The following is a 22,310-nucleotide window of genomic DNA, read 5'->3' as shown; positions in this document are numbered from 1 at the left end:
TGCCAGTGTATTTCAGCTGATCTGCATTCGGCCCCGGTGGGCAACCGTTTGGCTCTGCACAAGGTCGCCCGTCGCAACAAATGGCAGGTTTGTCACAGGCCGGCCGGAATATGGCTTTTTTGCAACAAGCTCCGACGAAAGCTCCGGGAGCGGCCTCCGGCGCTTGTCGAACTTGTTCCTTTCTCCTCTTATGGGCCTATCAGTCAGGGTAATCTGGCTAGGTGTGAAAGCCGAAAACGGACCGCACCGCCCACCACGAAGACACAAAAGGGGTATGATCGTGAGCAATATCTGGGATCGCGAACGCTTGCTGCGTTCGACAATTCTCGCCGGGTTCGCTGCGGCTGGTCTGGCTATTTCGCCAAGCTATGCACAGCCGGCAGACACTGAAGAAGAAGCCGACGAAGAAGTTATCGTCGTCACGGGTTCGCTCATTCGTCGTAGCGAATTCACCTCCATCTCTCCAATCCAGGTCGTCAACGCCGAGATTGCTACTCTGGAAGGCCTGGTTGACCCGGCTGAAATGCTCCAGGGTGCCAGCGTGGCTTCCGGTTCGGTTCAGCTCAACAACCAGTTCGGCGGTTATGTCGTCGAAGGTGGCGTTGGCGTGAACTCGATCTCGCTTCGTGGCCTTGGCGCTCAGCGCTCGCTGGTCCTGGTCAACGGCAATCGCCCTGGCCCGGCCGGTACGCGTGGTCAGGTCGGCTCGTTCGACCTCAACGTTATCCCGTCTTCGATCGTTCAGCGCTTCGAAATCCTGAAGGACGGCGCGTCCTCGATCTACGGTTCTGACGCCGTCGCCGGTGTGGTCAACGTGATCACCCGCCGCCAGGTTGATCGTCCGGAAATCACCGTCACGATGAACGCCCCGCTTGCCGGTGGTGGCGAAACCTATGGCATCAGCGGTGCCTATGGTTTCAACTTCGATCGCGGCAGTGTCGTTCTCGGTGCTGAATACCAGCTCCGTGAATCGCTCCAGATCGGCGACCGTGAATATCTGAGCTGCCCACAGGATCTCGTGCGCGACTCGGCCGGTGGCAACATCATCGACCGTGAAGACCGTTCCATCCTCGCCGGCACCCCGCTGGCTGGTTGTAACAATCTGTATGCGAACACCATCATTGATGCCTTCTTCGGTGATCGCTACATCCCGGATCCAGATGGCCTTTCCGCTGGCAGCGTGATCCCGGGCTACCGTCCGCGCGCCAACGGCCGCTATGACGATCCGGCTGGTGAAGCCTATTATGAAGACGTGCTGAACGACGCTCGCGTCCTGACCGCAGATGCGATCAACCGCCAAGAGCGTATCAGCCTTTATGCGTCTGCCGACTACTCGCTCGATTTCCTCGGCGGTGTTGACTGGCAGTCCGACGCGCTCTTCACGCGTCGTTCGACCGAATCCAATGGCTGGCGTCAGTTCTTCCCACTCATCGGCGGCGCGACCGCAGCTGTGTGGACTGGCTCTACCGGCTATCGCTACGACAACGACCCAACGTTTGATGGGCCGCTCCAGCTGTCGCAGCCTGTCGCCGCTTGGCCATCCAACTCGCGTATTGAAGTTGACTACTTCTCGTTCAACACGGGCTTTGACGGCGGCTTCGGCTCCGGCATGGGCTTCCTGAGCGATTGGGCCTGGTCTCTTGATATGCAGTATTCGCGTTCGGAAGGTACCTACGAAGGCAATGGCATCCTGGCATCGAATTCTGGCGACGTTCAGTACGATGACAACTCGCCTGTCTACGATCCCTTCTCCGCCGAATTCCTCAGCGGCAACTATTCCGACGCTGTCTATGATCACCTGACGGTCAACACGGTCGGTGAGACGATCTACGAACAGACCGTCTTCAAGGCGATTGCCACTGGTGAACTGTTTGATCTGCCTGCCGGTGCTGTCGGCATGGCAATCGGTGCCGAACACCGCACCTTCTCGATCGACGATACCCCGGATCAGGCCGCCCAGGACGGAGACCTTTGGGGTTCGTCCAGCGCCCAGGTCACCCGGGGTGATGACACGGTGAACGAACTCTTCGCCGAAGTCGAAGTCCCAGTGATTGCTGGCGTGCCGCTCATCGAATCCTTCACGGTGAACGGTTCGGCTCGTGTCTTTGATTATGAGTCCGCCGGTTCCGACTCGGTCTGGAAGATCGGTGCCAACTGGCAGATCACCCCGACCTTCCGTCTGCGTGCTACCGAAGGTACCTCCTACCGTGCCCCGGCGCTGTATGAGCTCTTCCTGGGTGACCAGACGGCATTCGTTGGCCAGACCGCAATCGATCCTTGTATCGATTGGGAAAACAGCACCAACGCGAACATCGTCGCCAACTGTAACGCTGCTGGTATCCCGATGGGCTATACCGGTATCGGTTCCTCCGCGACGATCGTTTCCGGTGGTGGCGCTGGTGTCCTCGAGTCGGAAACGTCGCGAGCCAGCACGATCGGTTTCGTCTACACCCCTCAGCGGTTCGCGCTTAGCGTGGCGGTTGATTACTTCTCGATCGAAATCGAAAACCAGGTCGCTCAGCTCGGTGGCGCTGCCATCGTTGGCGGCTGCTACGGTGCCAACAACTATCCGAACGTGTTCTGTACGTTGTTCGACCGTAACCCTGCTACCGATCCGGTTTCGCCGTATCGCATCGGGGAAGTCCGCGACAGCTACATCAACGTCAACTCGCAGAACACGTCCGGTTTCGACCTGACGCTTCGTTATACCCACGAGCTCGACATTGGTGATCTGACGATTGAAGGTCAGGGTACCTGGACCATGGATGACGAAGTCTTCCTGTTCGATCCGGCCCTTGAAAGTGGTTATGATACCAATGACTTCAACGGCACGATTGGCGATCCTGAGTTTGTCGCCAACATGCGTACGGAACTTCGTCGTGGCGACTGGACCTATTCCTGGTTCATGAACTACATCGATGGCACGTCCAACAGCATCTATTCGAGCAATACGGCCTCCTACTTCGGTCAGGCCAATGCCTTCTACGACGTGAATGTCGAAGGTACGCTCTATCATGATGTGTCGGTCCGCTGGCAGGGAGACACCCTGTCGCTCCTGGCCGGTCTGTCCAACATGTGGGACGAAGAGCCACCAACGGTCTCGACCGGTACGGCGACTCGCCGCGGCAACACCGCGCTGTCGGCAACCCAGTACGACCTGCGTGGCCGGACCCTGTTCGTCCGTGCAACCAAAACCTTCTAAGGTTTTGTAGTATCAGTATTGATGAGGGGCGATGGGCAACCATCGCCCCTTTTCTTTGCAGCCCGCATTTTCTGCGATCAGGCTGCGGCCAGGCAGGGCAAGACCCGCTAGGATATTGTGACGATTTCCCCTAGTGTGTCCGTGGAACAGTTACCGCGCCGGTTTGATCGCGCGACAGAAGGAGAATTGCAGTCATGTTGAAGCGAACATTGATCTCGCTGGCCATTGGTATGGGGATTGCGTCGGCAGCGACTGCCGAAATGCGCATTGCCCCCATTCCTGCCGATGCGTTTGCCAGGGTCCCCAACATCGCCTCCGTCACCATGAGTACTGAAGGCGACATGATCTCGGCGCTCGTCGCCGCGCCAGGATCGGACAACCAGGAAACAGCCATCGCAACCTGGAATCTGAACGATCTTTCCGAACCGCCCGTCGTTACGCCCAGTGGCGACCGGATGAAATTCGTTGGCGTGACCGCGCTCAAGGCCGGCCAACTCCTGGCTCTGGGCCGGCAAGACTGGACCGGTCAGCTTCGTGGTTGCGGTGAAGGGCGTGAGAGCGGCGCGACCGCGACATTTGTCACCCAAGTCTATCTGACTGACCGCGAACAAACGGATTTTGAGCAGGCCTTCGCCCGCAATGGCCGCACTATCGGTGTCAGCCGTGATACGGAACGGTGTTTCGAACTTGCGGGTACGGCGTCCGTCGCGGCCTTTCTGCCGCTTGACCCGGACAATATCATTATTCGCCGCGTCAATGTCGCGACCCTCGCAGCCAGCTTCTATCGTTACAATCTGCGCACAGATCAAACCGAGCTGATGTACCGCGCCAATGGCCGGACGGAGATTTCGGTGATCGATCCCCGCACCGGCGAAATTCTGGTGCGTAACAGCCTCGAGCCAATTCCGGGCAACGACTATGAGTCCCGGACCTTTATCCGGAACGAGACGACGGGTGAGTTCGAAATTCACGACCCGCTGACCTATCAGCTGCGTGCGCGCCATACCGTTGCGGTGGCCGGCCGCGATGAGGCGACGGGCCAGTATTATGTGATCACGGACCAGTTCTCCGACCTTGCCCAGGTCTATGCGTATGATCCGGTGAGCCGGCGCTACTCGGATGGCCCGATCCTGGCGCATCCAAATTATAGCGTGACCGGCTTGATTCTGGGCACAACACCCAGCAATTTCAATGAAGTGCTCGGTTTCCGCTATAGCGGTCCTGGCGGCAATGACGTCTACTGGATCGACCCGACCATGTCGGCGACCCAAACGACGCTCGAGGGACTTTTCCCGACAGCCGGCGTTTCCATCCTTGATTACACTGATGGAATGGGCACGGTGCTGTTCGCGGTCGGAAGTGGCGCGATGCCGACGGTCTATTATGTCTTCCGCGATGGCCACATTACGCTGCTTGGCAATTCACGTCCGTGGATTGACCCGGAGGACCTGACTGACTCGACTCTGATCCATTACACAGCGCGCGACGGTCGGCAGATCCCCGGAATTCTGACCCTGCCGGCAGGCTGGGAACCTTCTGACGGCCCATTGCCGACCATCATCCACCCACATGGTGGACCATGGGCTCGCGATGGCGTCGGCTGGGACGGGAGCGGCTGGGTGCCCTTCCTGACCTCACGTGGCTATGCCGTGTTGCGTCCGCAATATCGTGGTTCCGATGGTTGGGGCCTGGATCACTGGCGCGCCGGCGATGCCCAATGGGGCCTGTCCATGCAGGACGACAAGGATGACGGTGCGGCCTGGCTGGTCTCGCAGGGCATTGCTGACCCGGACCGGATCGCCATCTTTGGCTATTCTTATGGCGGCTTTGCTGCCATCGCAGCTGTGGTCCGTGAAAACAGTCCCTACCAGTGCGCGATCGCCGGTGCCGGGGTCAGCAATCTGGCGCGTATCGGCACTAACTGGAGCGAAAATCGCGTTCAGCGCGCAGTCCAGGGCTGGACCGTTACCGGCATGGATCCGATGCAGAACACCGAACGCGCCAACATCCCGATCATGCTGTTCCACGGCAATCGCGATGTCCGCGTCCCCCTGTTCCACTCGGTCGACTTCTACAATGCGGTCCGTGGCCGGGTGCACGCCGAGCTGCTGGTCGTGGAAGACATGCCGCACAGCATGCCTTGGTATCCACGGCATCAGACCGAAACGCTTCCGGCGATCGAGCGCTTCCTCGCCGAGGATTGCGGGCCTGGCGGACTCTAGTCCGCTCCGGCCAGACTTGAAGAAGAGCCTCCCGGGAGACCGGGGGGCTTTTTTTTGAGCTGCGCCGTGCGGGCACAAAAAAACACCGCCCTGAAGGCGGTGTTTTCGTATGCGTGATCCGGAAAAGCCGGTGTCAGGCCGCCATGACCCGGGCGACTTCATCGACAAGTTCGCGCAGATGGAAAGGCTTCGAGAGCACCTTCGCATTGGTCGGAGCCCCCGAGCCCGGATTGAGCGCGACGGCGGCGAAACCGGTAATGAACATGATCTTCAGGGCCGGATCGACTTCCGCTGCCCGGCGCGCGAGTTCAATCCCGTCGACGCCCGGCATCACGATATCCGTCAGCAAGAGGTCGAACTGGGCAGCCTTCTCGCCAATGGCGTCGAGGCCTTCCTCACCGTCGGAACAAACCGTCACGTCATGGCCGGCGCGCTTGAGCGCCTTGGCCAGGAAGTCCCGCATTGAATCATCATCTTCAGCCAGAAGAATTTTGCACATGATTGGGTCCCACCCTCACGAAAACCGATATTGACGCAACCATACACCCCTAAGGTAAAAGCCCGCTGAACGCGCTGCCGCTTGACCAGCGAACTGCACCCGCCCACTCTCATCCCATGACAGCGCCCCATTCAATCATGCCGAAGACACCCGCAAGAGCAGATGAAGCCAGTGTCGCCGGCGTGGTTTGCGTGGTGCGCCCTGATGGTCCGGATGCGCGGCCGCTCATCCTCGCCTCGCCCCATTCGGGGCGGGACTATCTGCCGGAATTATGCGCCGCGACCTGTGTTCCTGTCGAGCAGCTTCGACGATCGGAAGACGCTTATGTCGACCGGCTCATCGACGGCGCGGCCAACAGCGGCGCCAGCCTGGTGTGTGCGCTCTTCCCCCGTGTCTTCATTGATGCGAACCGGGGGCGCGGCGAACTGGATACGGGCATGTTTCGCGACCGCATCGGCCTGCGGGCCGATCCGCCATCGCGCCGTGTTGCCTGCGGCCTTGGCGTGATCCCGCGTGTCGGCGCGGACGGACAGGTGCTCTACCGCCGGCGATTGCAGTCGGAGGAGGCCCACACAAGGCTAGCGACCTATTACGAGCCCTATCACGCCGCTCTCGATCAGTTGATTGCGGAAACCCGCGAGGCCTTCGGATATGCCGTCGTGCTGGATATGCATTCGATGCCCGCACACAGCGCGCCCGGCGTCGACTTTGTGCTCGGCGACCGCTTCGGCCAGTCCTGTGACCCGCGCGTCACGGCCGCGATCGAAGCGGGTCTGCGCGGGCAGGGATACGTTGCAGTTCGAAACACTCCCTATGCCGGCGGCCACACCACCGAGCATTACGGCAAACCCGCCACAGGCGTGCATGTGATCCAGATCGAGATCAATCGCGGGCTCTACCTGCACGAATCCCGCGTCATGCCGACAGCCGACTTCGAAATCTTTCGTGAAAAGATACAAAGCTTTATCTCCGAAATCTGCGGCCGGGACTGGGCTTGCCTCTCATCGTCATAATCATGCCCATATAAGGCGAGCATCATGGTCTCGCTTCGCGCGGCACGCGCTTTGCTCTCCTCTCAGGTGAGCGTCCCACAGCGGCGCACATCAACAGGCGAAGAATGGGCGGCAAACGATTATGACAAGCGATATCGACCTTCACGTTGGAAAGCGTCTGCGGCGCCGGCGCCGGCTCCTGGGTCTCACCCAGCAACAGCTGGCTGAGTCGGTCGGGATCCGGTTCCAGCAGATCCAGAAGTACGAATGCGGCGCCAACCGCGTGAGTGCCAGCCGCCTGTTCGAGCTCGCGGAGTCGCTCGACGTTCCGGTGCAGTATTTCTATGAGGGCCTGTCGCATCGCGACGAGATCGCCGGTGAGGGTCACCTTGCCGCCGATGTGCTCTCGCAGAAGGAAACGGTCGACCTGATCCGCGCCTATTACCGGCTCGGTGAACGTCCGCGCAAACGTCTGCTCGAACTGGCCAAATCGCTCGAGCCCGAAGAAGCGGCGAACGACGCTGCCTGAGACGGAGGCCGGGCCGCATCCTGTCTGGTGCGGCTGGCCCCGCCATGCTAGGCGCATGGCATGTCAGCAGAAAAAGACCAGGCCGATCTGATTATCGCCGCCCGCATGGCCGACGCCGCGCGGGCTGCGATTGCGCCGCATTTCCGTCAGCCACTTGCCGTTGAAAACAAGCTGCAAGCGGGCTTCGATCCGGTGACGATCGCTGATCGGGCCTCGGAAACCGCCATGCGCGCTGTGCTGGCCGAGCTGGCGCCGGACGACGGTATCCTCGGCGAGGAATTCGCACCGAAACCGGGCCTGAATGGGCGTCAATGGGTGCTCGACCCGATTGATGGAACGCGCGCCTTCATCGCCGGCCTGCCGAGCTGGACGGTGTTGATTGCCCTGTCCGAGCAGGATCAGCCCCGTATCGGGCTGATCGATCAGCCATTGACCGGCGAACGCTTTATCGGCTGGCCCAGCGGCGCGCGCTGGCAGCGCGGCAACGAAACGCGAAATCTCCAGACCAGCCGGACCGCGGCCTTGTCCGATGCGATCCTGTCGTCGACGGATCCATACCTGTTCCAGGGTGATGAGGCGGCGGTCTTCGATCATCTGCGCCAGCGGGTGCGGCTGTGCCGCTACGGCTATGACGCCTATGCCTACGCCATGCTGGCCATGGGCGGGATCGACCTCGTGGTCGAGAGCGGACTGCAGACCTATGATGTGCAGGCGATCATGCCCGTGGTGCGGGGCGCTGGCGGGGTGATGACCAACTGGTCCGGTGGTGATTGCAGTGGCGGCGGCCAGGTGGTCGCGGCAGCCAATCGCGAACTCCTGGCGGAAACGCTCGCACTGCTGAAACCGGCAGCGCTCTAGCTGTCGATCAGAATGAAGGCCGGCGCGCGGCCGAGCACGATTTCGCTGACATTGCGCATATCGCGGTCATTGGGCCGGTAGATCACGCGGTTTTCCTGCACGGTAAGCGGCGTGCGTTCCATATCCGCGCGGACCGCCCAGGCTTCGGGTGCCGGGCCATCGAACACGAAAATCACCGTCTTGAAGGCCGGTGCGAACAGCGCGGCGACCCCGCCGACGCGGCGCATGGCCCGATTGGCCTGGTCCAGGGCCCCGACAGCGTCGTGCGGGGAGATCCGCATCATGTCGTCAAAGCGCGCCTCGAATGTCATCCGGCCGGCCATGCTGCCGGGGGGCTGGTTCACCGCAGCAATGGGGGCGGCCTCGATCAACGCGGTATCCGGCGGATTGAGCACGCGTCCGTGTGCGTCCAGTTCGAGCGTGCCGCGGATATCTCCGGCGCTATAGCTGACCTGGATCTCTTCGGCCGGAACGCCCTGGCTGGAGCTGATCTGATAGCCGAGCGTGAAGCGGCTGCGGTCCTCGGCTGGCAGGTCAAGATAGTCCTGCCAATGCGGGAACAGCGTCATCAGCGGGCCGATCTCGCGCGGTTCGGTCTGAGCCGATGCACCGCTGGCCATCAGGCCAGCGGTCATGACAGCCGCGAGGATGAGCCGCATCATTGTCACTCGCCATCGTCCTCGCTGGCCGCGGCGGCATCATCGGCGGCAGGCTTTCTGAACAACAGGGTCATGCGGTCGCTCTCGCCAATCGCATCATAGCCGGCGCGATCAAAATCAGCCGCCATTTCCTCGCCGCCCGCTGCCGACCGGCGCACGGGTGGCAGGGTCCAGACGCCGAATGGATGGTCCGCCGTATCGGCCGGATTGGCATTGATCTCGGAGGTCCCGACCAGCTCGAAACCGGCTTCCTCGGCCATCGCGATGACATAGGCCTGTTGCACATAGCCGGAACGGGCCTGCGGGTCCTGTTCACGGGTGGAGGGCAGGCGGTGGTCGACGACACCGAGGACACCGCCCGGGCGCAGGGCGGCATAGAAATCGTCAAAGGCCCGCTCCGCATAGCCGAACATCATCCAGTTGTGGACATTGCGGAAGGTCAGGACGGCATCGGCGGTTCCCGGTTCAACCAGGGCATTGCTGCGCTGGCCGAAATCGACCATGCGGACATTGCCGTAGATGGCGTGGTCGCTGACATGGTTCTCGAAGGCTGCGCGGGAATTGCGCCGGGCGGCGTTTTCCGAGCTCAACGGGAAATGCGCGGCGACATACTGGCCGCCATTGGCGGCAATCCATGGCGCCAGAATATCGGTATACCAGCCGCTGCCGGGCCAGATTTCGATGACGGTTCCGCTCGGATCAATCCCGAAGAACTCCAGCGTCTCTGCAGGATGGCGGGCGGCGTCGCGGGCGGCGTCGGCCTCGCGCCATTCACCGGCGAGGACATCGGAGAGTTCGGTCAGTTCCGGCAATGCGGGCACGTCCGTCTCGGCGGGTGCCGTTTCGGTGCCAGTGCTGGCGTCTGCGTCGGCAAGCGTGTTGTCTGCCGGTGGGGCAGCCGGTTCGCTGCAGGCGGTGACGAGCATAAGCGAGGCCATGGTGGCCCCAAGCAGGATATTCTGATTCATCGGTTCTCTCCGGCAACGGGAGGGATAGTCCTAGAGAAGGCCCGGCAGCAAGGCAATCACCCTCGCGCGCGACAGGGCTTGCAGCGGCGATAATCAGTTCCCATCTGAGTCTTGCGAGCCGCCTTTATGGGGTTCGCGACCCGGTTACGGCCATCTGGCGTAACCCGGGTTGGTTCAGCTCTGGCAAATGGTTTGCCGGCAGCTCTTGTCGCTCAAAAAGAGGATAAGTTGAAATGAGAACAGTTGATTTCACCCCGCTCTACCGCTCCATCGTCGGTTTCGACCGGCTGGCCGACATGATGGATTCCGCGACCAAGATCGAGTCGCAGGGCTATCCGCCCTTCAACATCCAGCATGTCGATGAGAACGAGTATCTCATCGAGCTGGCCGTTGCCGGATTTGGCGAAGCGGACCTGACCGTCGAGGTCCAGGAAAATGTCCTGACCATCGCCGGCAAGATCGTCGAAAAGGATGAGGCTGAAACCCGGCGCTTCCTGCACCGTGGTATCGCCGAGCGCGCCTTTGAGCGCCGCTTCCATCTGGCGGACCACGTCGAAGTGGCCGACGCCGAATTGCTCAATGGGTTGCTGACAGTGCGGCTCGTGCGCGAGGTCCCCGAAGCGGCCAAGCCGCGCAAGATCGCGATCACAGATGTCTCCGGCAAGCCGAAGGCGCGTCTGATTGAATCGCGCAAGACCAAGGCGGCCTGATCGCCGTCACACACGACAGCAAATACCCCTCCGAATTGGGCGGCGAACCCGGGTTCGCCGCCCTTTTTTCGGGTCAGGCTGCCCGGATATCCACAGCGCCGTCGACGGCCTCGGCCTGTTCGAGAAAGTCCCGGTCAAGCGTTGCGCCGGTAAAGCATGAGCCGCTGAAGCGGGCCTTGCGGACATTGGCGCCGTCGAGCCGCGAATAGGAGAAATCGGCGCCGGTGGCCTTCGCCTGGCGCAGGTCGACCCCGCGAAGATCGGCATAGCGCGCCTTGCTGCCCGCCAGCGAGGCCGGCAGCATGCGGTTGCCCTCGAGAACCAGCGGTCCGAACTGGCAATCGCGCAGGTCGGCATTGCTCAGATTGGCCCCGGTCAGATCGGCGCCCCGCAAATCGGCTCCGCGCAGGCAGGCCATGCGCAGGTCGGCGCGTTCAAGACGGGCACCCTGCAACTGTGCCCCTTCGAGATCGAGGCCATAAAGCGTCGAGCCGCGGGCGTGGAAGGCGGTCAGCGTCTTGCCGGCGAGCGAATGCAGCCCGCGCAGGTCCATGCCGTCAAACAGGGATGGCTTGCCTTCGCGGCCATCGGTTTCACACCACAGGACATGGGCGGCAATCTGGTCGGCGACCGGATGCTCGAGCGCGGTGGGGTCAATGCCGACCGGTTCGTTGGTCAGGGCCCCGTCGGTTTTCATGCCTTCGGTTTTCGCCATGGTCGTCTTGACGCCGATCATCACGCTGTTGGTGAAATCGACACCGGTCAGGTCGGCCCCGGACAGGTCGGCACCCTCCAGATTGGCGCCGTGGAAGGAGGAACCGCGAAGATTGGCCCGGATCATCCGGGCGCCCAGCAGGACAGCATCGGTAAAGTCGGCGGTCTGGGCAGTCATGCCGGCCATTTTCGAGCCCGACAGATTGGCGCCGGTGAAATTGGCCTTGCCGGCGTCATTTTGCTGCGCCGTATGGGTGAGGATCGCCAGACCTTTTTCCTTGTCGACCTGGGCGATCGCGCCTTCACGCAGATCGGCCTCGGTCATGTCCGCTCCGGTCAGATTGGCGCCGCGCATGATCGCACCGCGCAGGTCGGCGCGGCGCAGGCAGGCGCCCTCAAGCGATGCCCGGCGCAGGTCGGCGGCGAAGAAGATGGCGCTGTTGAGCGTCGCACCGGACAGATTACTGCCGCGCAGCACCGCGCCGCTGAAGTCCGCATCCGAGAGCTCGCGATTGGAAAGATTGAGGTCTTCAAGAATCGAATAGGCGAAATTGGCACGGGCTCCGCCCGAGCGTCCGGACCACAGCCGCTCATGCCGGTCACAGATCTGGTCGACCTGCGTCTGGTCGAGTCTCGTGTGCTCGATTTTCTGCCCGGCCATGCATCACCTCTGTCGGTCGCACCTGTCAGTGCGGACTCTGACTGATCAGCCTAGCGCTGGAGTGTTAACGCACGGTGTGGGTTGCAGGGCCGGGAAATTGCGCCTGACCGGCTTCGACAAGGTGGCCTGCCAGCGGGTGTTCCGGGTCCAGGTTCACCCGGTTCATGCCGGCCTCGCCAAGCTCGTCGAGAATCCTGTCCAGCTCGTTCTGTGACGTCAATGTCAGCACTGCGTCATACCGGGCGGGGTCGGGGTCGAGATAGATCCTGGGTTGCCCGGTCCGGAGCCGGTGAAAGAAACCGGCATAGAGCGCCTCGGCATCCTGTGCCCGCAATCCCGTCTCGACCTCGATCCCGGCCTCGCGCAGCCGGGTGATGCCGCGGCCGGCGACTTTGGGATGCTCATCGAGGCAGGCGATGCAAACGGAGCTGACCCCGGCTTCGACCAGCGCATCGGCGCAGGGCGGGGTCTGGCCGTGAAAGGCGCAGGGCTCAAGCGTCACATAGGCGCGGCTGCCGCGCGCCAGCTCGCCGGCCATATCGAGGGCGCGGCGTTCGGCGTGAGGCCGGCCGCCATCGGCGGTCGCCCCCCAGCCGACAATCCTGTTGCCGGACACCAGGACACAGCCCACGGCGGGATTGGGTGCCGTCCGGCCCAGTTGCGCCCGGGCCAGGGCCAGGGCGGTATCCATGAAACGGTGATCGGCCGGACTGAACATCAATCAGGGCAGGGGTGGCAGCGACCGGGCACGCTCGGGATCGAGATAACGCGCGGCGACCGGCTTGAGCTCATCGGAGAGGTCGATCAGCAGGGGATTTCCGGTCGGCACCTCGATGTCGATGATGTCCTGGTCATTGACCTCGAACAGGAATTTGATCAGCGCGCGCAGGCTGTTGCCGTGGGCGGCGATAATCACGTTCTCACCGGCGGCCAGGCGTGGCGCAATCATGCCTTCCCAGGCCGGCTCGACGCGTTCGAGCGTCATCTTCAGCGATTCCGAATTGGGCAGGAGTGCCGCCGGGACGCTCCGGTAGCGCTCATCCCTGGCGGGATGGTCCGGATCGTCTTCGGCCAGCGGCGGTGGCGGCGTATCGAAGGAGCGGCGCCAGATCTTGACCTGGGCATCGCCATGCTTGGCCCGGGTCTCATCCTTGTTGAGGCCGGCGAGGGCGCCATAGTGGCGCTCATTCAGCCGCCAGGACTTCTCCACCGGGATCCAGACGCGATCCAGGCCTTCCAGGCAGAAATTCATCGTGCGGATTGCCCGTGTCAGGACCGAGGTGAATGCGCGATCCGGCTTGAACCCGGCTTCGGCCAGCAGGTCGCCGGCATGGCGCGCCTGGGCGACGCCCTCATCGGTGAGATCGACGTCAACCCATCCGGTGAACCGGTTTTGCCGGTTCCACTCGCTCTGGCCGTGGCGGATTAGGGCGAGTTGTGGCATCGCGATATCTCCTTGCGCATAACGGTGGCGAAGCGATAGCCCGGCGTGAGGTTGTGGGCAAGGATCGGTGGCTGTCACGGGCGCCGCGCGGGCCGATTTCAATTCACTTGTCAGGCGAGTTGTGCTAGTCGTTTTCCCGTAGGAGCAGAGGGGTGGATTCGGGGATTATCTCGCAAAAGATGCCCGCGAAACCGGCCTTGGTGGCGAAAACTGACCCGGCATTGCGCGCCCCCCTGTGGAGTGCCGGACCCGCTCTCGTCAGACCAGCCGCGCACCTCCCTTTCCGGGACGTGCGCGGTTCTGTTATGGAGGCGCACAGTATGCCCTCGCGATTCAGGAACCCGGCATGATTGATTTTGACCCCGTCGCATCCGCCCGGCGCGTGATCGCGCTTGAACGAGACGGGCTGGACGCCTTGCTCCATTCGGTTGATGGCGCATTTTCCGCCACGATCGAACGGCTCCGCCAGGTCAAGGGTCGCCTGATCTGTTCCGGCGTCGGCAAGTCCGGGCATGTGGCGCGCAAGATCGCGGCGACCCTCGCCTCGACCGGTACGCTGGCCTATTACGTCCACCCGACCGAGGCCAGCCATGGTGATCTCGGCATGATCACTCCGGATGATGCCGTGCTCGCCCTGTCCAAGTCCGGCGAGACTCGCGAACTGGGCGATCTGATCGCCTATTGCCGCCGCTTTTCCGTCCCGCTGATCGGCATGACAACCCAGGCCGAAAGCACGCTGGCACGGGCCGCCGACTACAAGCTGATCCTCCCCGACGCGCCGGAAGCCTGCGGCGAGACCAGTGCGCCGACGACATCGACGACGCTGATGATGGCGCTGGGCGATGCCCTCGCCATTGCCCTCCTCGAGCACCGTGGTTTCACGGCGTCTGACTTCAAGACCTTCCACCCTGGCGGCGCGCTCGGCGCGGCCCTCGCCACGGCCGGCGACATCATGCATCGCGGCGAGGAAATGCCGCTGATCGCGCGAACCGCCCCGATGAGCGATGTGCTGATCGAGATGACGGTAAAAAGCTTCGGCTGTGCGGGCATTGTCGACGAGGACGACCACTTGGTCGGGATCATCACCGATGGTGATTTGCGCCGGCATATGGGGGATGCGCTGGTCGAGCAGTCCGCGCAGGCGATCATGACGGCCGATCCGAAAACGGGTACCCCGGGCATGCTCGCCGCCGACGCCCTGCGCGAAATGACGGCAGGCAAGGCCAAGATCATGCAGCTGTTCATCGTCGACGCCGACAATCGCCCGCAAGGCATCTTGCACCTGCACGACCTGTTGCGCGCCGGACTGAAATAGACACCCAAGACCGTCAGGCCGCTCACGCTTCCGGCTTTGTCGCCAGCGGATGCGGGCCTGGTGCCCGACCAGGTTGTGTTGATTTGTCCGGGATAGGTGGCGCAGCCCTTCAGGGACTCGTCGTGGCATCGCTCTGCGGCGCCGTTCCGGGTGTTATTCCGTCAGGTTTCTGGATTGTCTCAATGGCTCTTCGAGCGGGCGCTGGCGAGCTTCGCGAACTGACCCTGATAGAAGCGGAGCAGAGTGTAGGCGGCGACGGCTGCCCCATAGGCAAGGAAGCCGGCAAAGATGCCGAGCAATCCCCAAGTGACGAGACTGCACACAAGATCAATCATCAACCAAGCCCACCCGCTTGTTACAACAACGGGTTCAGTGTCGGTCAAATTAACATTTTTAGCAAGCTTTGGTTGCGTCGCCGGTAGTGCCTCCAGCCAGGATCAGGGTGATTGCGCGGGCCAGGGCCTCGCCGTGATCCGGCTGGCTGATCCCGAACCGGTCTGCAATGGCACCGCAGTCGAGGACGGAGAAGGCGGGCCTCGCCGCCGGGCTCGCAAACTCCTTCGCGGCGATGCGCCCGACCTGGACGGCGCGCTCTCCCAGCCCTTCGGCGATGCCGAAAATCTCGGTCGCGAAATCTGCCCAGCTGACCGAAGTGTCGCCGCAGAAGTGGAAGACACCGCCATCAGGCGTACCCATTGCCAGGCGGTCGGCGATTTCGAGGATGGCGGTTGCGATGTTCGCCGCTGCGGTCGGGTTGGTGCTTTGATCCGCGACCACCCGGACGTGGTCCTGCCGGCGGCCGAGCTCAAGCATGGTGCGCACGAAATTCTTTCCCGTCGCCGAGTAGACGGCGGAGGTTCGCAGGATCACGTGGCGGGCGCCGCTGCGCATGACGGCTTCATCGCCGGCGAGTTTGGTGCGGCCATAGACTGAAAGCGGGTTGCAGGCATCGGTCTCGACATAGGGCGCGCCCTTCGTCCCGTCATAGACGTAATCCGTGGACAGATGAATCAGTGGCATGCCCGCCTGCCGGCAGTTCTCGGCCAGGATGCCCGGTGCCAGGGCATTGAGCGTGTGCGCCAGATCCGGCTCCGCCTCGGCGCGATTGACATCGGTATAGGCGGTTGCATTGACCAGCACGCTGCCCGGAGCCGCGGCGGCCAGCACCGGCTCGAGCGCGGGGGCGATACTGTCGGGGTTTGAAAGGTCGAAGGCCGGACGGGCCAATTGCCGGATATTGCGCCCGGTCGTTGCTGCCAGCGCCGCGACGGCCGTGGCGACCTGGCCGGAGCGTCCGAGCAGGATGATATCCGCCATCATGGCTTCGGCCCGAGCCCGAGGCGTTGCAACGAGGCTTCACTGCCAACCCGTGCCAGTGACTGGCGGCACCAGGCGTCATGATCGAGATACCAGCGCACTGTCCGGGCCAGCCCGTCTTCCAGCGTGAGACGCGGTGACCAGCCCAGTTCGCGATGCAGCTTGCTGGCGTCGATGGCGTATCTGAAATCATGACCCGGCCGGTCGGCCACGAAGGTGATGAGATCACTGGAGGCGCCCTGGCGGGGAGACTGGCGGTCGAGTTCGGCGCACAGAAGCTTGATCAGGTCCAGATTGCTGCGTTCCGCATCGCCGCCGACATTATACGTCTCGCCGATCCGTCCGCGTTCCAGAATGGCGAGCAGGGCGTCGGCATGATCCTCGACATGAAGCCAGTCGCGCACATTGGCACCGCGCCCGTAGACGGGGATGGGCGCGCCACTGAGCGCCGACAGGATGACCACAGGGATCAGCTTTTCCGGGAATTGCCGCGGTCCGTAATTATTGGAGCAGTTGGAGATGACGACCGGCAGGCCATAGGTCTCGTGCCAGGCGCGCACCATCATGTCGGCGGACGCCTTGCTGGCCGCATAGGGGGAATTGGGCCGGTAGGGACTGTCTTCGGTGAAGCGGCCTGTCGCGCCGAGCGAGCCATAGACCTCGTCGGTCGAGACGTGGTGAAAGCGGAAGGCATCAGCGCGGCCGGAGGCAAGCGTCTTGCGATATTCGGTGCTGGCGCGCAGCAATTGGGCTGTGCCGCCGACATTGGTGTCCACAAATATCTGTGGTCCGTCGATCGAGCGGTCGACATGGGACTCTGCGGCGAGATGCATCACGGCATCAGGCTGGTGCCGGGCAAGGATGGCTTCCAGCGCCGCGCCGTCGCGAATATCGGCCTGCTCGAACCGATAGGCGGGGTTGTCTTCGACACTGGCGAGATTGGCGGGGTTGGCGGCATAGGTCAGCGCGTCGAGATTGACGACATCATGGCCGCGTTCGAGCGCCGCGAGGACCACGGCAGAACCGATGAAACCGCAGCCGCCTGTGATGAGAATCTTCACGCTGTTGCGCCTCCGCTCTACGCGCCGAACCGGAACGGCGTCTCGAATTGCGCCCAGGACAAACCGTTGGCGTCTTTTTCCGACAGGGTCGCGGCGCCGTGCTCGATGCCCCAGTCAATGCCCAGCTCCGGATCGTCCCAGGCCACACTTCCATCCAGCCCTGGTGCGTAGTCATTGTCGACCTTGTACTGGACGATTGTATCAGCTTCGAGCGTTACAAATCCGTGCAGGCAGCCGCGGGGCACGAAAACCTGGGTGCCGTTCTGCGCTGACAGTTCGGACTTGGTGTGCTGGCCGAAGGCCGGCGAGCCGTGCCGCGCATCCACCACCACGTCCATCACCCGGCCCTGGACGACCCGGACCAGCTTGGCCTGTTCAGCCGGCGGACGCTGGAAGTGAAGCCCGCGCACGGTGCCGGCTGCGGCGGACCAGGATTGATTGTCCTGGGAGAAGTCGGAGTGGATGCCCAGCGCGGCGAGGGCGTCGCGATTATAGGTGACAGAGAAGTATCCACGGTGATCGCCAAAACGCGGCGGGGTGAATTGCACCACTCCGGGAATGGCGAGGCGTTCAATCTGCATGTCGGCGCTCCCTGTTCTACGGGGATATGCGCAGGTTTGCAGGGCAACTCAAGTCTGGCCGGGCAGGAACCGCCTTCGTGCGGTTCCCAGACCGGCTGAGGTCTTGTATGCGTGTAGCAGTCCGTCTGGGGCGTGCGCGGTAACTGACTGGGGTGGAACGTGAAAGGAATTGTGCTTGCAGGGGGCAGCGGAACGCGGCTTTGGCCTTTGACGCTCTGCACGTCCAAGCAATTGCTGCCTGTCTACGACAAGCCCATGATCTACTATCCGCTCTCGGTGCTGATGCTGGCCGGGATTCGGGAGATCCTGATCATCACCACGCCGGAAGATCAGGACCGGTTCCGGCAATTGCTCGGTGACGGGTCCCGGTTCGGCGTCCAGCTGAGCTATGTCGTGCAGCCCAGCCCGCAGGGCCTGGCGCAGGCCTTCCTGCTCGACGAGGATTTCATTGGCGACGAGCCGGTGACGCTGATCCTCGGGGACAATCTGTTTTATGGGCACGGGTTCGATGACCTGGTGCGCAAGGCCGCCGGGCTGACCTCCGGGGCCACGATTTTCACCTATCATGTCAACAAGCCTCAGCGCTACGGCGTCGTTGTGCTCGATCGTGATGGCCGCCCGGTAGCGATCGAGGAGAAGCCGCGCGAGCCGCGCTCGAATCTCGCGGTCACCGGTCTGTATGTCTACGACAATGATGTGATCGAGATTGCCCGGTCGATCCGCCCGTCGCCGCGCGGCGAGCTTGAGATCACCGATGTGAACCGCGCCTACATGGAGCGCGGCGACCTGCGTGTCGAGCGGCTGGGCCGCGGCATTGCCTGGCTCGACACCGGTACGCCGCAGGCCTTGCTCGAGGCATCGGAATATGTCCGGTCGCTGGAGCGGCGGCAGGGTTTGCAGATCGCCTGCCTTGAGGAAATCGCCTTTGTGAATGGCTGGATAGACCGCGATGCCCTGCGGTTTTCCGCGCAGCGTTTTGCGAATTCCGACTATGGGAAGTATTTGGCCAAGCTGTTGGACGTTGAAGATAATTAGCGATATCCGCCGCCAGGTTCGGCCGGTGGATTGACGTGGGGAAATTGAATGACGGTTCTAGTGACAGGTGCTGCAGGCTTTGTGGGCTTTCATGCGGTCAATGCCATGCTCGATCGGGGTGAGGAGGTTGTCGGTATCGACAATCTGAACGCCTATTACGACCCGGCCCTGAAACAGGCCCGTCTGGACCTGTTGAAGGCCCGTGACGGCTTTACCTTCGAGAAGATGGAACTGGCAGACAATGAGGCCGTGCTGGCGCTGGTCAAACGCGTTCGCCCCGACCGTATCCTGCACCTCGGTGCCCAGGCCGGTGTGCGATATTCGATCGATCAACCCTTCGCCTACGCCAATTCCAACCTTCACGGCCATCTCTCCATCCTCGAGGCGGCCCGCTTTCTCGGCGATGATCTCAAACACCTGGTCTACGCCTCGTCCAGCTCGGTTTATGGCGAGCGCTCTGCAGTGCCGTTCCGGGAAGATGACGTCACCATGCAGCCGGCCTCGCTCTACGCAGCGACCAAGCTGGCGGATGAATTGATGAGTTCGGCCTATGCCAGCCTCTATGGCATCGCGGCGACGGGCCTGCGTTTCTTCACGGTCTACGGCCCCTGGGGCCGGCCTGACATGGCCTATTGGCTGTTTTCGGACGCCATGTTCGAGGGCCGTCCGATCAAGGTCTTCAACAATGGCGAGATGGAACGCGACTTCACCTATATCGACGACATCATCGCGCCGCTGCTGCGCGTGCTCGACGACAGCCCGGCGCGCGGCCATCACGATGTGTTCAATATCGGCGGGGCCTCACCGGTCAAGCTGATGGACATGATCTCGGCGCTGGAAGGCGCACTGGGCATGACGGCCGAGAAGGTCATGCTGCCGATGCAGGCCGGCGATGTCACGCGCACCTATGCCGACGCCAGCAAGCTGGAGCGGGTCTACGGCTACAAGCCGAGCATCCGGATCGAGGACGGGCTGGCCCGCTTCGCCGACTGGTATCGTGACTGGCGTGGCCCGTCGGCCTAGCCCGTCTGTCCTTCGGATTTCAGGACGGCTTCCGCGACGCTGCGGGCCGCCGGGCCGTATTCGGGATCGTTGAGTGCGAAGGCGAGCGTGGCGCGCAGATAGCCCAGCTTGTCGCCGCAATCATATGAGCTGCCTTCATACTCCACCGCGTGGAAGTCCTGGTGCTGCATCAGGCGCGCCATCGCGTCGGTCAGCTGGATTTCGCCGCCGGCTCCCGCAGCCTGGTCCTCGAGATACTTGAAGATCGAGCCTTGCAGGATATAGCGGCCAGTGATCGCCAGGTTGGACGGCGCCTTGTCGACGGCCGGTTTCTCGACCATGCCGCGCATGCGGATCCGGTTGCCATGGCGTTCGATCGGATCGATGACGCCGTACTTGTCGACATTCTCCGGTGCGACCTGTTCGACGGCAATGATATTGCCGCCGGTATCTTCATAGGCGGCGACCATCTGCGCCAGGCAGCTGGGTTCGGCGCGCACGAGCACGTCGGGGAGCAGGATGGCAAACGGGTCGTCGCCGATAATGTCCCGCGCACACCAGATCGCGTGCCCGAGCCCGAGTGGTGCCTGCTGGCGTACGAAGCTCATCGAGCCGGGTGTGGCCCGGGTCTGGTCGAGGATCTCGAGAATGTCCGTCTTGCCCTTGCCCTGCAAGGTTGCCTCGAGTTCGTAGGCGCGGTCGAAATAGTCCTCGATCGCTCCCTTGTTGCGCCCGGTGACGAAGACGAAATGCTCGATGCCGGCCGCGATGGCCTCGTCGACGACATACTGGATAGCCGGCCGGTCGAACACCGGCAGCATTTCCTTCGGGATGGATTTCGTGGCGGGCAGGACGCGTGTTCCCAAGCCGGCAACCGGCAGGACGGCTTTGCGGACTCGCTTCATGACGGGCGCTCTCCATGTCTCTATCGTTGATAAACGCCTATCGGATCAAACAACTGCCGTCCAGCTTACGCATTCACTTCGCGTAAGGGCCGAGCTCCTATATGTTCGGGATAAACCAGTGTCTGGATGCGCGCATGGGCAAGAAATACTTTGGCACGGACGGTGTCCGCGGCCTCACCAATTCATTCCCGATGACGGCCGAGACCGCGCTGCGGCTGGGCATGGCAGCGGGCCGGCACTTCGTGCGCCACAATGGCCGCCACTCGGTCGTGATCGGCAAGGATACGCGCCTGTCCGGCTACATGATTGAATCGGCGCTGGTCGCCGGGTTCACATCGGTCGGGATGGATGTGTTCCAGTTCGGCCCCCTGCCGACGCCGGCGGTCTCGCTGATGACGCGGTCTTTGCGGGCAGATCTCGGGGTGATGATCACCGCCTCGCACAATCCCTATCATGACAATGGCATCAAGCTGTTCGGACCGGAGGGCAAGAAGCTCGACGATGTGACCGAGCTGGAGATCGAGGCGCTGATGGATGGCAGCCTCAGCGAGGAACTGGCGGGCCCGTCCGATCTCGGCCGGGCCAAGCGGATCGATGATGCCCAGGCGCGCTATGTCGAGATCGTCAAATCCACCTTTCCGCGCACCCAGCGCCTGTCCAGTCTCCGCCTGGTGATCGATTGCGCCAATGGTGCCGCCTACAAGGTTGCCCCGACCGCGCTGTGGGAGTTGGGCGCCGACGTGATCCCGATCGGCGTCGAGCCGAATGGTTTCAACGTCAATGAGGATTGCGGCTCGACCGCACCGGCGCGGCTGGCCAAGGAAGTGGTCAAATACCGCGCCGATCTGGGCATTGCCCTGGATGGCGATGGCGACCGGCTGATCCTGTGTGACGAGAAGGGCCGCGTGATTGATGGCGACCAGATCCTCGCCATGCTTGCGCGTCACTGGCACAAGACCGGCGAGCTCGCCAAACCGGCCATCGTCGCGACGGTGATGTCCAATCTGGGCCTTGAGCGGTTCCTCGAAGGCGAGGGCATCGCGCTCGAGCGGACCCAGGTCGGCGACCGCTATGTCTCCGAGCGGATGAAAGAGACCGGGATCAATCTCGGCGGCGAAGCCTCGGGTCATATCGTGATGCCGGATTTCTCGCCGACGGGTGACGGGCTGATCGCCGCGCTGCAGGTCCTGCGCGTGCTGGTCGATTCCGGCGAGCCGGCGAGCTCGGTGTTCCGGGTGTTCAAGCCGGCGCCGCAATTGCTCGAGAATGTCCGCGTTGGCAAGGGCAAGTCCCCCCTCGCCAGCGAGGCGGTGAAAGCCGCGATCGCCGAGGCGGAGCAGCGCATGGGCACGAATGGCCGGCTTCTGGTGCGTGCATCCGGTACCGAACCGGTGATCCGGGTGATGGCCGAGGGCGAGATGAAACTGATCCGCAGCGTGGTCGATGATGTCCGTTCGGCGATCGAACGCGCGGCCGCCTAGCGACCATGTCGGGAAAGCCGGCCACCGGACAGATCGTCGAACTGCAATACCTCCGGGCCCTGGCCGTCATCCTGGTCATTCTCGGTCATGCCCATCAGACCGAGGGGCGGCTTCTCGGTGATCAGCTGCTGGGAAGTTTTGCCTATTTCGGCTTC

21 protein-coding genes are annotated in these 22,310 nt (G+C 62.7%); 10 read left to right on the top strand and 11 right to left on the bottom strand.

Annotated features, from left to right (window positions below):
• Positions 1 to 280: 280 nt before the first annotated feature.
• Both ACN0YF_RS11875 and ACN0YF_RS11870 read left to right on the top strand, forming a co-directional pair.
• A complete protein-coding gene (locus ACN0YF_RS11875) occupies positions 281 to 3,202 on the top strand; it encodes a TonB-dependent receptor plug domain-containing protein (protein WP_417494546.1) in 2,922 nt (973 codons plus the stop codon).
• A 194-nt stretch (positions 3,203 to 3,396) separates the two neighbouring features.
• Entirely contained in the window at positions 3,397 to 5,424 is a 2,028-nt protein-coding gene (locus ACN0YF_RS11870) for an alpha/beta hydrolase family protein (protein ID WP_417494545.1), read from the top strand.
• Positions 5,425 to 5,557: 133 nt separating this feature from the next.
• Here ACN0YF_RS11870 and cpdR read toward each other — a convergent pair whose 3' ends face one another.
• Entirely contained in the window at positions 5,558 to 5,923 is a 366-nt protein-coding gene (cpdR, locus tag ACN0YF_RS11865; protein ID WP_143024064.1) for a cell cycle two-component system response regulator CpdR, read from the bottom strand.
• A gap of 137 nt (positions 5,924 to 6,060) precedes the next feature.
• Between cpdR and ACN0YF_RS11860 the strand changes: the two genes are divergently transcribed.
• The 3 genes from ACN0YF_RS11860 to hisN all read left to right on the top strand — a co-directional run bounded on the left by ACN0YF_RS11860 (position 6,061) and on the right by hisN (position 8,302).
• Positions 6,061 to 6,936 carry an N-formylglutamate amidohydrolase gene (locus ACN0YF_RS11860; RefSeq protein ID WP_417494544.1) on the top strand — a complete coding sequence of 292 codons (876 nt, stop codon included), beginning with the start codon at positions 6,061 to 6,063 and terminating at the stop codon, positions 6,934 to 6,936.
• Positions 6,937 to 7,057: 121 nt separating this feature from the next.
• A complete protein-coding gene (locus ACN0YF_RS11855) occupies positions 7,058 to 7,444 on the top strand; it encodes a helix-turn-helix domain-containing protein (RefSeq protein WP_417467388.1) in 387 nt (128 codons plus the stop codon).
• 60 nt (positions 7,445 to 7,504) lie between these two features.
• The gene (gene hisN / locus ACN0YF_RS11850; protein WP_417494543.1) at positions 7,505 to 8,302 is read left to right on the top strand and encodes a histidinol-phosphatase; all 798 of its coding nucleotides are present in this window, start codon (positions 7,505 to 7,507) and stop codon (positions 8,300 to 8,302) included.
• Here the strand turns inward: hisN and ACN0YF_RS11845 are convergent.
• On the bottom strand, positions 8,299 to 8,964 hold the full coding sequence (locus ACN0YF_RS11845; protein WP_417494542.1) for a hypothetical protein: 666 nt from the start codon (positions 8,962 to 8,964) through the stop codon (positions 8,299 to 8,301). The two genes, hisN and ACN0YF_RS11845, sit on opposite strands and share 4 nt — an antisense overlap.
• Before the next feature lie 2 nt (positions 8,965 to 8,966).
• Entirely contained in the window at positions 8,967 to 9,929 is a 963-nt protein-coding gene (locus tag ACN0YF_RS11840; RefSeq protein WP_417481951.1) for a class I SAM-dependent methyltransferase, read from the bottom strand.
• A 233-nt stretch (positions 9,930 to 10,162) separates the two neighbouring features.
• On the opposite strand from ACN0YF_RS11840, the gene ACN0YF_RS11835 reads away from it, so the two are divergent.
• Positions 10,163 to 10,639, top strand: coding sequence for an Hsp20 family protein (locus ACN0YF_RS11835; protein WP_417481952.1), 477 nt, complete (start codon positions 10,163 to 10,165; stop codon positions 10,637 to 10,639).
• Between the two features lie 73 nt (positions 10,640 to 10,712).
• On the opposite strand, the gene ACN0YF_RS11830 is transcribed toward ACN0YF_RS11835, so the two are convergent.
• The 3 genes from ACN0YF_RS11830 to gpmA all read right to left on the bottom strand — a co-directional run bounded on the left by ACN0YF_RS11830 (position 10,713) and on the right by gpmA (position 13,458).
• A complete protein-coding gene (locus ACN0YF_RS11830) occupies positions 10,713 to 12,014 on the bottom strand; it encodes a pentapeptide repeat-containing protein (protein ID WP_417481953.1) in 1,302 nt (433 codons plus the stop codon).
• A gap of 64 nt (positions 12,015 to 12,078) precedes the next feature.
• A complete protein-coding gene (gene ribD / locus ACN0YF_RS11825; protein WP_417494541.1) occupies positions 12,079 to 12,732 on the bottom strand; it encodes a bifunctional diaminohydroxyphosphoribosylaminopyrimidine deaminase/5-amino-6-(5-phosphoribosylamino)uracil reductase RibD in 654 nt (217 codons plus the stop codon).
• 3 nt (positions 12,733 to 12,735) lie between these two features.
• Complete coding sequence (gene gpmA / locus ACN0YF_RS11820; RefSeq protein ID WP_417481955.1) at positions 12,736 to 13,458, bottom strand: 2,3-diphosphoglycerate-dependent phosphoglycerate mutase; 723 nt, start codon at positions 13,456 to 13,458, stop codon at positions 12,736 to 12,738.
• 346 nt (positions 13,459 to 13,804) lie between these two features.
• On the opposite strand from gpmA, the gene ACN0YF_RS11815 reads away from it, so the two are divergent.
• Positions 13,805 to 14,773, top strand: a complete 969-nt coding sequence (locus ACN0YF_RS11815; RefSeq protein ID WP_417494540.1) for a KpsF/GutQ family sugar-phosphate isomerase — start codon at positions 13,805 to 13,807, stop codon at positions 14,771 to 14,773.
• A 179-nt stretch (positions 14,774 to 14,952) separates the two neighbouring features.
• Here the strand turns inward: ACN0YF_RS11815 and ACN0YF_RS11810 are convergent, their stop codons facing one another.
• From ACN0YF_RS11810 to rfbC, 4 genes are read right to left on the bottom strand one after another with little or no spacing between them, the layout of a single operon-like run.
• The gene (locus tag ACN0YF_RS11810) at positions 14,953 to 15,108 is read right to left on the bottom strand and encodes a hypothetical protein (protein WP_417494539.1); all 156 of its coding nucleotides are present in this window, start codon (positions 15,106 to 15,108) and stop codon (positions 14,953 to 14,955) included.
• Positions 15,109 to 15,166: 58 nt separating this feature from the next.
• Positions 15,167 to 16,093 carry a dTDP-4-dehydrorhamnose reductase gene (gene rfbD / locus ACN0YF_RS11805; protein WP_417494538.1) on the bottom strand — a complete coding sequence of 309 codons (927 nt, stop codon included), beginning with the start codon at positions 16,091 to 16,093 and terminating at the stop codon, positions 15,167 to 15,169.
• On the bottom strand, positions 16,090 to 17,151 hold the full coding sequence (rfbB, locus tag ACN0YF_RS11800) for a dTDP-glucose 4,6-dehydratase (protein ID WP_417494537.1): 1,062 nt from the start codon (positions 17,149 to 17,151) through the stop codon (positions 16,090 to 16,092). Before rfbB ends, rfbD begins: the two co-directional genes overlap by 4 nt.
• Positions 17,152 to 17,168: 17 nt before the next feature.
• Positions 17,169 to 17,732, bottom strand: coding sequence for a dTDP-4-dehydrorhamnose 3,5-epimerase (gene rfbC / locus ACN0YF_RS11795; protein WP_417494536.1), 564 nt, complete (start codon positions 17,730 to 17,732; stop codon positions 17,169 to 17,171).
• A 159-nt stretch (positions 17,733 to 17,891) separates the two neighbouring features.
• On the opposite strand from rfbC, the gene rfbA reads away from it, so the two are divergent.
• Together rfbA and ACN0YF_RS11785 are read left to right on the top strand one after the other, a co-directional pair.
• Positions 17,892 to 18,767 carry a glucose-1-phosphate thymidylyltransferase RfbA gene (gene rfbA, locus ACN0YF_RS11790; protein WP_417494535.1) on the top strand — a complete coding sequence of 292 codons (876 nt, stop codon included), beginning with the start codon at positions 17,892 to 17,894 and terminating at the stop codon, positions 18,765 to 18,767.
• Positions 18,768 to 18,815: 48 nt separating this feature from the next.
• Positions 18,816 to 19,790, top strand: a complete 975-nt coding sequence (locus tag ACN0YF_RS11785; RefSeq protein WP_417494534.1) for an NAD-dependent epimerase/dehydratase family protein — start codon at positions 18,816 to 18,818, stop codon at positions 19,788 to 19,790.
• Here ACN0YF_RS11785 and galU read toward each other — a convergent pair.
• Complete coding sequence (galU, locus tag ACN0YF_RS11780) at positions 19,787 to 20,674, bottom strand: UTP--glucose-1-phosphate uridylyltransferase GalU (protein ID WP_417494533.1); 888 nt, start codon at positions 20,672 to 20,674, stop codon at positions 19,787 to 19,789. The genes ACN0YF_RS11785 and galU overlap by 4 nt on opposite strands.
• A gap of 110 nt (positions 20,675 to 20,784) precedes the next feature.
• Here galU and glmM point away from each other — a divergent pair, with 110 nt between their 5' ends.
• Positions 20,785 to 22,155, top strand: a complete 1,371-nt coding sequence (gene glmM / locus ACN0YF_RS11775; protein WP_417482002.1) for a phosphoglucosamine mutase — start codon at positions 20,785 to 20,787, stop codon at positions 22,153 to 22,155.
• Positions 22,156 to 22,310 lie beyond the last annotated feature (155 nt).

It is taken from the genome of Maricaulis sp., assembly GCF_048270265.1.
Taxonomy (GTDB): Bacteria; Pseudomonadota; Alphaproteobacteria; order Caulobacterales; family Maricaulaceae; genus Maricaulis.
This window is presented reverse-complemented; position numbering and strand designations above follow the sequence as displayed.

Coding starts and splice junctions, on each gene's coding strand:
- ACN0YF_RS11870 (WP_417494545.1), top strand. CDS start 3,397: ATGTTGAAGCGAACATTGATCTCGCTGGCCATTGGTATGGGGATTGCG.
- cpdR (WP_143024064.1), bottom strand. CDS start 5,923: ATGTGCAAAATTCTTCTGGCTGAAGATGATGATTCAATGCGGGACTTC.
- ACN0YF_RS11860 (WP_417494544.1), top strand. CDS start 6,061: ATGCCGAAGACACCCGCAAGAGCAGATGAAGCCAGTGTCGCCGGCGTG.
- ACN0YF_RS11855 (WP_417467388.1), top strand. CDS start 7,058: ATGACAAGCGATATCGACCTTCACGTTGGAAAGCGTCTGCGGCGCCGG.
- hisN (WP_417494543.1), top strand. CDS start 7,505: ATGTCAGCAGAAAAAGACCAGGCCGATCTGATTATCGCCGCCCGCATG.
- ACN0YF_RS11845 (WP_417494542.1), bottom strand. CDS start 8,964: ATGATGCGGCTCATCCTCGCGGCTGTCATGACCGCTGGCCTGATGGCC.
- ACN0YF_RS11840 (WP_417481951.1), bottom strand. CDS start 9,929: ATGAATCAGAATATCCTGCTTGGGGCCACCATGGCCTCGCTTATGCTC.
- ACN0YF_RS11835 (WP_417481952.1), top strand. CDS start 10,163: ATGAGAACAGTTGATTTCACCCCGCTCTACCGCTCCATCGTCGGTTTC.
- ACN0YF_RS11830 (WP_417481953.1), bottom strand. CDS start 12,014: ATGGCCGGGCAGAAAATCGAGCACACGAGACTCGACCAGACGCAGGTC.
- ribD (WP_417494541.1), bottom strand. CDS start 12,732: ATGTTCAGTCCGGCCGATCACCGTTTCATGGATACCGCCCTGGCCCTG.
- gpmA (WP_417481955.1), bottom strand. CDS start 13,458: ATGCCACAACTCGCCCTAATCCGCCACGGCCAGAGCGAGTGGAACCGG.
- ACN0YF_RS11815 (WP_417494540.1), top strand. CDS start 13,805: ATGATTGATTTTGACCCCGTCGCATCCGCCCGGCGCGTGATCGCGCTT.
- ACN0YF_RS11810 (WP_417494539.1), bottom strand. CDS start 15,108: ATGATTGATCTTGTGTGCAGTCTCGTCACTTGGGGATTGCTCGGCATC.
- rfbD (WP_417494538.1), bottom strand. CDS start 16,093: ATGATGGCGGATATCATCCTGCTCGGACGCTCCGGCCAGGTCGCCACG.
- rfbC (WP_417494536.1), bottom strand. CDS start 17,732: ATGCAGATTGAACGCCTCGCCATTCCCGGAGTGGTGCAATTCACCCCG.
- ACN0YF_RS11785 (WP_417494534.1), top strand. CDS start 18,816: ATGACGGTTCTAGTGACAGGTGCTGCAGGCTTTGTGGGCTTTCATGCG.
- galU (WP_417494533.1), bottom strand. CDS start 20,674: ATGAAGCGAGTCCGCAAAGCCGTCCTGCCGGTTGCCGGCTTGGGAACA.